General features: G+C 59.1%; 4 protein-coding genes. All 4 read left to right on the forward strand.

Features of this window, described 5'->3' with window-relative positions; genetic code table 11:
- The 4 genes from FJ492_RS18170 to FJ492_RS18185 all read left to right on the forward strand — a co-directional run bounded on the left by FJ492_RS18170 (position 1) and on the right by FJ492_RS18185 (position 7,309).
- Positions 1–2,265, forward strand: coding sequence for a xanthine dehydrogenase family protein molybdopterin-binding subunit (locus FJ492_RS18170; RefSeq protein WP_140771318.1), 2,265 nt, complete (start codon positions 1–3; stop codon positions 2,263–2,265).
- An 18-nt stretch (positions 2,266–2,283) separates the two neighbouring features.
- Complete coding sequence (locus FJ492_RS18175) at positions 2,284–2,529, forward strand: MoaD/ThiS family protein (RefSeq protein WP_140509248.1); 246 nt, start codon at positions 2,284–2,286, stop codon at positions 2,527–2,529.
- Positions 2,530–2,737: 208 nt separating this feature from the next.
- Positions 2,738–4,030, forward strand: a complete 1,293-nt coding sequence (locus tag FJ492_RS18180; protein WP_140771319.1) for a DUF4062 domain-containing protein — start codon at positions 2,738–2,740, stop codon at positions 4,028–4,030.
- A 129-nt stretch (positions 4,031–4,159) separates the two neighbouring features.
- On the forward strand, positions 4,160–7,309 hold the full coding sequence (locus FJ492_RS18185; protein WP_140771321.1) for an SIR2 family protein: 3,150 nt from the start codon (positions 4,160–4,162) through the stop codon (positions 7,307–7,309).
- Positions 7,310–7,674 lie beyond the last annotated feature (365 nt).

Raw genomic sequence — 7,674 nt, forward strand, 5'->3', positions numbered from 1 at the left:
ATGAATTTCGATCCGCGTTTTTCGGGGCGTAAATTCGCATCCGTCGGCACCCGCCCGATCCGTCCCGACGGTGTCGACAAGGTGACCGGCCGCGCCCGCTACGGTGCCGACTTCAACATGGCCGGCCAGCTGGTCGGCCGCGTGCTGCGCAGCCCGCACGCGCATGCCAAGATCAGGAAGATCGACACCTCGAAAGCGGAAGCGCTTGCCGGCGTCAAGGCGGTGATCACCGCCGCCGACCTGCCCGATCTCACCGATGGCGATGCCGCCATGTACGACATCCTCGACAATTGCATGGCGCGCACCAAGGCGCTCTATGACGGCCATGCGGTGGCAGCGGTCGCGGCGATCGATGCCCATACGGCGAAGAAAGCGCTGAAGCTGATCGAGGTCGACTACGAGGTGCTGCCGCACGTCACCGATGTCGACGAGGCGATGGCGCACCACGCGCCGCTGATCAACGACACGGTCTTCACTGAGGGGCTGGAGGAAAAGCCGGTCAAGCCGTCCAACGTCACCAAGCGCTCGCAGTTCGGCCATGGCGACGTCCATCAGGGTTTCGGCCAGGCCGACTTCATCGTCGAGCGTTCGTTCAAGACCGAGCAGACGCACCAGGGTTACATCGAGCCGCATGCCTGTGTGGCCAATGTCAGCTCCGACGGCACCGCCGACCTCTGGGTCTGCACGCAGGGTCATTTCGTCTATCGCCAGCACTGCGCGCAGCTGCTCGGCATGGAAGCCTCGAAGCTGCGCGTCACCTCCTCGGAGATCGGCGGCGGTTTCGGCGGCAAGACCCATGTCTGGGCCGAGCCGGTGGCGCTCGCACTGTCGCGCAAGGCCGGACGCCCGGTGAAGCTGGTGATGACCCGCGACGAGGTGTTCCGCGCCTCAGGGCCAACCAGCGCCACCTCGATCGACGTCAAGATCGGCGCCCGCAAGGACGGCACCATCACGGCGGCCGAAGCGACGCTGCGCTACACCAGCGGCCCCTATGCCGGCACCTGGGCCGAGATCGGCGCCATGACGGCGTTCGCCTGCTATCGTCTAGACAACGTCAAGACGGTGGGCTTCGAAGTGCTGGTCAACCGGCCGAAGACCGCCGCCTACCGCGCGCCGTCGGCGCCGATGGCGGCGTTCGCGGTGGAAAGCACCGTCGACGAGCTCGCCAAGGAGCTCGGCATGGATCCGGTCGAGTTCCGCATCAGGAACGCCGCCCAGGAAGGCACGCGGTCGTCCTACGGCCCGGTCTACGGCCCGATCGGCATCGGCCCGACGCTGGAAGCGGTGAAGAACCATGCGCACATGAAGGCGCCGCTTAAAGCAAACCAGGGGCGCGGCATGGCCTGTGGCTTCTGGTTCAATTTCGGCGGCCAGACCTGCACCGACCTGAACATCGGCATGGACGGCTCGGTCTCGCTCGCCGTCGGCACGGTCGACGTCGGCGGGTCCCGCGCCTCGCTGTCGCTGGTGGCGGCGGAGGAGCTCGGCATCGCCTATGAGCAGGTCAAGGCCGTCGTCGCCGACACGTCGAGCCTCGGCTACAACGACATGACCGACGGCAGCCGCGGCACCTTCTCGTCCTCGATGGCGACGATCTCGGCCGCCCGCAACGCGATAAAAATCCTGCGCGAGCGCGCCGCGCAAATGTGGGACATTTCGGTCGACGACGTGATCTGGGAACAGGGCCACGCGGTCGCCAGGGGCGAGAAGCACGGCAATCTCGGCAAGCTGTCGCTGAAGGAGATCGCGGCGCAGTCCGGCAAGACCGGCGGGCCGATCGCCGGCCATAGCGAGCTCGTCGCCGACGGCGCCGGCGTCTCCTTCGCCACCCATATATGCGACGTCGAGGTCGATCCCGAGACGGGTTCGACCAGGGTGATCCGCTACACGGTGGTGCAGGATGCCGGCAAGGCGGTGCACCCGACCTATGTCGAGGGCCAGTACCAGGGCGGTGCAGCGCAAGGCATCGGCTGGGCGCTAAACGAGGAGTATATTTACGGCAAGGACGGCCGGCTGCAGAACGCCGGCTTCCTCGACTACCGCATCCCGGTGTGCTCCGACCTGCCGATGATCGACACGCAGATCCTGGAAATCCCCAACCCCAACCACCCCTATGGCGTGCGCGGCGTCGGCGAAACCTCGATCGTGCCGCCGCTGGCGGCGATCGCCAACGCGGTCTCGAACGCGGCGGGCGTGCGAATGACCCACATCCCGATGTCGCCGCCCCGCATCCTGGCGGCGATCGAGGCGGAACGGGAAGGCTAAGGGCCAGATGAGGTTCTGATGGTCGAAGTCACGCTCTGGGGCGCGCTGGCCACGACCGCCGGAGGCAAGAGCAAGGTCGAGGTCGAGGCCAAGGACATCAGGGAGCTGTTCAGGAAACTCGCTGAACAGTATCCCGGCCTGGAGCCATGGATCGACCGCGGGATCGCCGTGGCGATCGACGGGACGATTTACCGGGATACGTGGTCAAAGGAACTGCCGCCGGGGGCGGAGATATTTTTGCTGCCGAGGCTGGCTGGGGGGTGAGGGGCGGACGAGCGGTGTAAGTTACAGCTTTGCGCCTCATGTCGGCCATCGAGAGCGCTATGGCCGCTTCCTGAAAGCCGCCATTACAAATTCCAACACGGTACTCGGTGTCGCGCGCCAATCGGAAGCTCGGTCCTAGTCGAGAACGCACGTTCAGAACTCGAAATGCCGTAATCTGCTGCCGAATCGAAACAGGTGGAGGGTCCGCATGCCGGCAAAGATCCGAGTGTTCGTGAGCAGCACGATGGAAGACCTCGCCAACGAGCGCGCAGCGGTGGTCGAGGCCATCAAGCGGCTCAATTTCGAGCCTGTGAACGCTGAAGGAATCCTCCCGACCGGCGGGACCAGTTGGGAGGTCCTGGACCTGGAAATTCGCTCCTGCCTCATTTGCATCCTGATCCAAGGCGATCGATACGGCTGGATTCCAACCAAGGGATATGGTGCGGGACAAAGCAAGTCTGTGACCCATCTCGAAATCGAGATCGCACGCAGTCAGAAGATTCCGATCCTGCCCTTCTTCAAGAAGCTCAACTACGGCGCGGACTCAACGAGCCCAGATGCCATGCTCAGGGACAAATTCCGTAAGGAAATCGGCGACTGGAAGGACGGTCTGTTTCGAGGCGAGTTCAATCTTGCCTCGGACCTCAGTGACAAAGTCTTTCAGGCATTGTTGGACGTGCTTACCGGGTCATACCTGCGGACTGCGGTGCAGGCCCGCGTGGAGCAGACAGCCGCGCCCCTCTCGAACACCCCGGCATTCGGGCCGCTGGCCCCATCGCATCGCTTAGCAAACACGACCGCTCCCCGAGAGGTCTTGTTTGCGGGTGCGGGCCTATCCCTCAGCGCCGGCCTCCCCAGCGCCAATGCCCTAGCGGGAATCCTTGGCCGAGCGCTTGGCCTCGATCCATCCCTCACCTTGCGTCACAGCTTGGCACAATTGTTCGAAGTTGCGGAGGCGACGTTGGGTCGAGTCCGAATCCTTCAGATCGTCGGTGAGTTACTCAATCCCCCTCTGCCCGTTGAACCGACGCCAGCCCACGTCGCGGCCGTGCGGCGGTTTCCGATCATTCTAACGACCAACTACGACCGACTATTCGAACGCGCCTGCGAGATGCTCAAGATTCCCTATGTCGTCAGAACGCCGGGGGGCGACGTGACGGAGGATGTGAAGGGACAGGTCACGATTTTCAAGATCGACGGATCGATCGACAGTCCCGACACGCTGGTATTGAACCCTGATGACGCACAGCGCGCGCGTTCGGATACCTCATTCTGGAACGCGGTCGAAGCAGTGCTGAAGCTGTCCCGGCCTATCGTCATCGGTCACTCCATGCGCGACGAAAACAGCCTGAGCCTTATGCAGGGTCGGAACCGAGAGATCAAAGGGATCTTTGTGGCGCCGGTCATTGATCCTATTGACGGACGCCTTTTGCTAGACCGTCTCAATCTCGATGGCGTGGAAAGCTCTGCCAGCGACTATCTATGGTCGACACAAGTTTAGCACCAGTCCGCGTTATCTTCTAGGGTTGCTCCCATCGCAAGTTGCATACGAACCGCGCTACCAGTAGGCTCGATTCTTTGCCGAAAATAAAACGTAGCAAGGCGGAACATAGGGGCCAGAACTAGTAACATGTTTACAGACTTACCGCCTGAGTTAATTGCCGCAATACGGGAGGGTCGCGTTGTTCTGCTGCTTGGCGCTGGCGCCTCCTATGGTGCAGATGATCGGAATGGCCACAACATTCCCATGGGTACGGATCTTGCTTCGAATCTGATCAGCAAGTTCCTTAGTCCTGAATACGCAGGGTTGGACTTCCGACTTGCTTACGACCTGTCATGCTCGCAGCGCGATGTTCGCACCGTTCAACGGTATGTTCATGAACGGCTTGAGCCGTTCCAACCGGCAGACTATCACGCGTTAATACCTTCGTTTGCTTGGGCAGGATTGCTTACAACGAACTACGATCTCATCATCGAAAGAGCCTATGACAAGGCAGGCGGCAGTGCCCTGCAGCGGCTTATTCCGCACGTCAAAGATGCGGACGGAGCCACAGCGAACCAGGATGAGAAGTCAGTTCTGTACGTCAAGTTGCACGGTTGCATAACGCGCTCGACGGAAGTCAACCCGCCGATGATCGCCTCGACGGAACAGCTGATCGCGTTTCGGGAGGGCCGCGCGGGACAGTTCAACCTGTTTCTGGAATGGTCTCGCAACAAAACCCTGGTGTTTGTTGGCTACGCGTTCGGCGATCAAAACCTGCGGACCCTACTCGATGAGATCGTGCGCGAAGGAGACAATCGGCCCCGCCACTACATCGTGGATCCTCTCATCCTACCGGCCTTCAGCGACTACTGGCGAGATCGCCGCTTTCACACCATCAAGCTCGGCTTCGAGCAATTCCTCCGACAGGCCGACGTGGCTATCAGCGCCGCTTCCAGAAGTCTGACGACGTTGAGTGTGGCCCTTAGCGGCTCTACGAGTTTCAGCAAGTTTATCACTGTTCCAAATCAGGTCGAAAGCGACGAGCTCACTCAATATTTGAAGTTTGGCATCTCTCATCTCTACGATGGATTTGAGCCAACCAACGCCGAAGAACCAAACCGTTTCTACCGCGGGTTCGACCTGGACTGGGTTCCCTTCAAGCACGAGCTCGACATCGAACGCAAGGTAAGCGACGCCATCCTCAGCGAGCACGTCATTGCCACTGTCAGTGGGACCGCGCAGAAACTGATCGTCCTGAAGGGGCATGCAGGCTCAGGCAAAACTGTCAGTTTACGCCGGGCCTGTTGGGATGCTGGACAATCCTACGAAAAGCTTTGTTTCTTTGTCCCGCGAGATGGAACCATCAAGGTCACAGCGTTTGCAGAGATATTTGCTTTGAGCAATATACCATTGTTCTTGTTTGTCGATGGCGCTTCTATTCACCAACGACGGATTGTGGAACTGATGGCCCTCGCGAGAGCCAAGAAAGCAAGCATTACAGTAATCGCGTCGGAGAGCTTCAATACTTGGAACACCAGCTGCGACTCTCTCGAACCGCTCGTCAATGCCGTTTATGAGATGCACCCCCTCTCGACGGACGAGATCGACAAGCTCATCGAAAAGCTCGAGCAGAACGACAGTTTAGGGACGCTGAAAGCCATTCCTCGAGACAAACGCAGGGCCCAGTTCGAGGTCGCATATGCGAGACAAATACTTGTCGCCCTTCTCGAAACAACCCATGGGTTGCCGCTGGTTGAGATCATCACGGGAGAGTACCAGTCGATAATCCAACCTGAAGCTCGCTCGATATACCTCGATATCTGCTCACTTCATCGGTTCGGCCCTCCCGTGCGTGCAGGACTCATCTCTCGAATACACGGAATAACGTTTGAGGAGTTCGAGGAGAAGTTCTTCCGTCCCCTTGAGCAAATCGTCCGGTTGCGGCCTGATCGACGATCAGGGGATTATGTTTATGAGGCCCGGCATCCCCAGATTGCGGAAGCTTTGTACGAGGCCGTACTTGCAAATCAGGAAGAGCGATTTGATAATCTTGCCAGGATAATCGCGAAGCTCAACCCCTCTTATTCCTATGACCTTGAGGTCTTGTCCAAAGTGATTAAGGCCGATAACATCATCGCTATAATTGCAGATCGCAACAAGGCCCGGCAACTCTATGAGGTCGCTGTTGAAAACATGGGAGAAATCGTTGTCGTGCTTCATCAGCGCGGCATCTACGAGATGAAGACGGCGAGCAACATGGCCGAACTCCGTAAAGCGTCGGAGTACCTGGAAAAAGCCAGCGAAAAGGATCCCAGAAATCGAAGCCTCAAGCATTCCCTCGCCGAACTCGATCTCAAACGCTCCCAGCTTTCTACCGACGATCTTGAAAGGGCGACTTGGCGGCGCTCGGCAATCGAGCGTGCCGCAGAGCTGACAACCGGGGACTCCAGCCCCTATCCGTATCATACGATCATAAAGGCCTACATCAATGAGATCGAAGATGCTCTTGTCGCGGTCGAAAGTCGCGAAACGGAGGCGAATACTCGGCAGTTAGGAGATGCAATCACCTCTGCCGAAGACTCCATGAAGCGCGCTCTACAGAAGTTCCCGGACGATCCCTCCTTGCTGGGCGCCGAAGGGCGGCTGGCCGAAGTCCTCGCGAATTCGGTGAGAGCGGAGTCCGCATTCAAGCGGGCCTTTGAAGCAAACCCGCGCAGTGCGTTGATCGCGCGCCGGCTTGTCAAGATATTGAGAGCCAAAACCGACCTTGCGGAGGCAACAACGATCCTTTCAAAGGCGCTGGCGGCAAATCCCTCCAGCGCTGAGTTACATTATGAATTGGCGCGGGTTCTGCTCCTGACTACACCGAATGCCGATGTCGAAAATGACGAAACGATCCTTTACCATCTCAGGCGCTCATTCTCGATCGGCGACAGGAACTACAGAGCACAGTTCTGGTATGCGCGCCAACTCTGCGTGATGGACAGATTTGAAGAGGCTGTCCCGTTCTTCGAACGTCTTGATGGTATGCAGGTGGCCTTCTCACAGAAATCATTCACGCATGCCGAGATAAAAGATGCGCATGGCAATAATAAAAGACTACAAGGGACGCTCACTATGTTTCGGAGCTCTTTTGGTTTTGTGCGTTCCGACGCTCCACGCATGGATATCTTTGTGCCGCTGCGTAACTTGGATGCAGCATCCAGCACCAATTTTTCCGAAGGCAACAGAGTTTCCTTCGAGGTTGGCTTCAATCTAAAGGGACCTGTCGCACTGGCTGTCCAGAAACTTCAATAAGAAACGTGTGGTTCTCGCCACCTTACCACACATACTCATCCTACACAGTAGGTTCGTGTGCTGTCTCTGCGTCTGTCTGAGAACCCAGCCCCTCTGCTCGCAAGCGAACACTCCAAAGGTCTGCGTTGGGTCGGGTCGGGACCACAGGCCGGTCGAGCTGCACGTCCGCTACAGCTGTGCGGGAGCCGAAAGCGGTCAGACGCCGATCGGCCCTATCTAGCCACACGCGGAAACGTTCTCCCGCGCTCCCTACACCCCAACCACCCCAGCCGCCTTCGCCCTTTGATACACCAACCCAGCCACCGCCAGATCCCCCACGGCCAGCCCCCGAAAAACAAACGCCGTCGTCTCGCCCGGCCCCCGCC

The sequence above is a fragment of the Mesorhizobium sp. B2-5-4 genome, from assembly GCF_006441095.1.
Taxonomy (GTDB): domain Bacteria; phylum Pseudomonadota; class Alphaproteobacteria; order Rhizobiales; family Rhizobiaceae; genus Mesorhizobium; species Mesorhizobium salmacidum.

Coding starts and splice junctions, on each gene's coding strand:
- FJ492_RS18175 (WP_140509248.1), top strand. CDS start 2,284: ATGGTCGAAGTCACGCTCTGGGGCGCGCTGGCCACGACCGCCGGAGGC.
- FJ492_RS18180 (WP_140771319.1), top strand. CDS start 2,738: ATGCCGGCAAAGATCCGAGTGTTCGTGAGCAGCACGATGGAAGACCTC.
- FJ492_RS18170 (WP_140771318.1), top strand. CDS start 1: ATGAATTTCGATCCGCGTTTTTCGGGGCGTAAATTCGCATCCGTCGGC.
- FJ492_RS18185 (WP_140771321.1), top strand. CDS start 4,160: ATGTTTACAGACTTACCGCCTGAGTTAATTGCCGCAATACGGGAGGGT.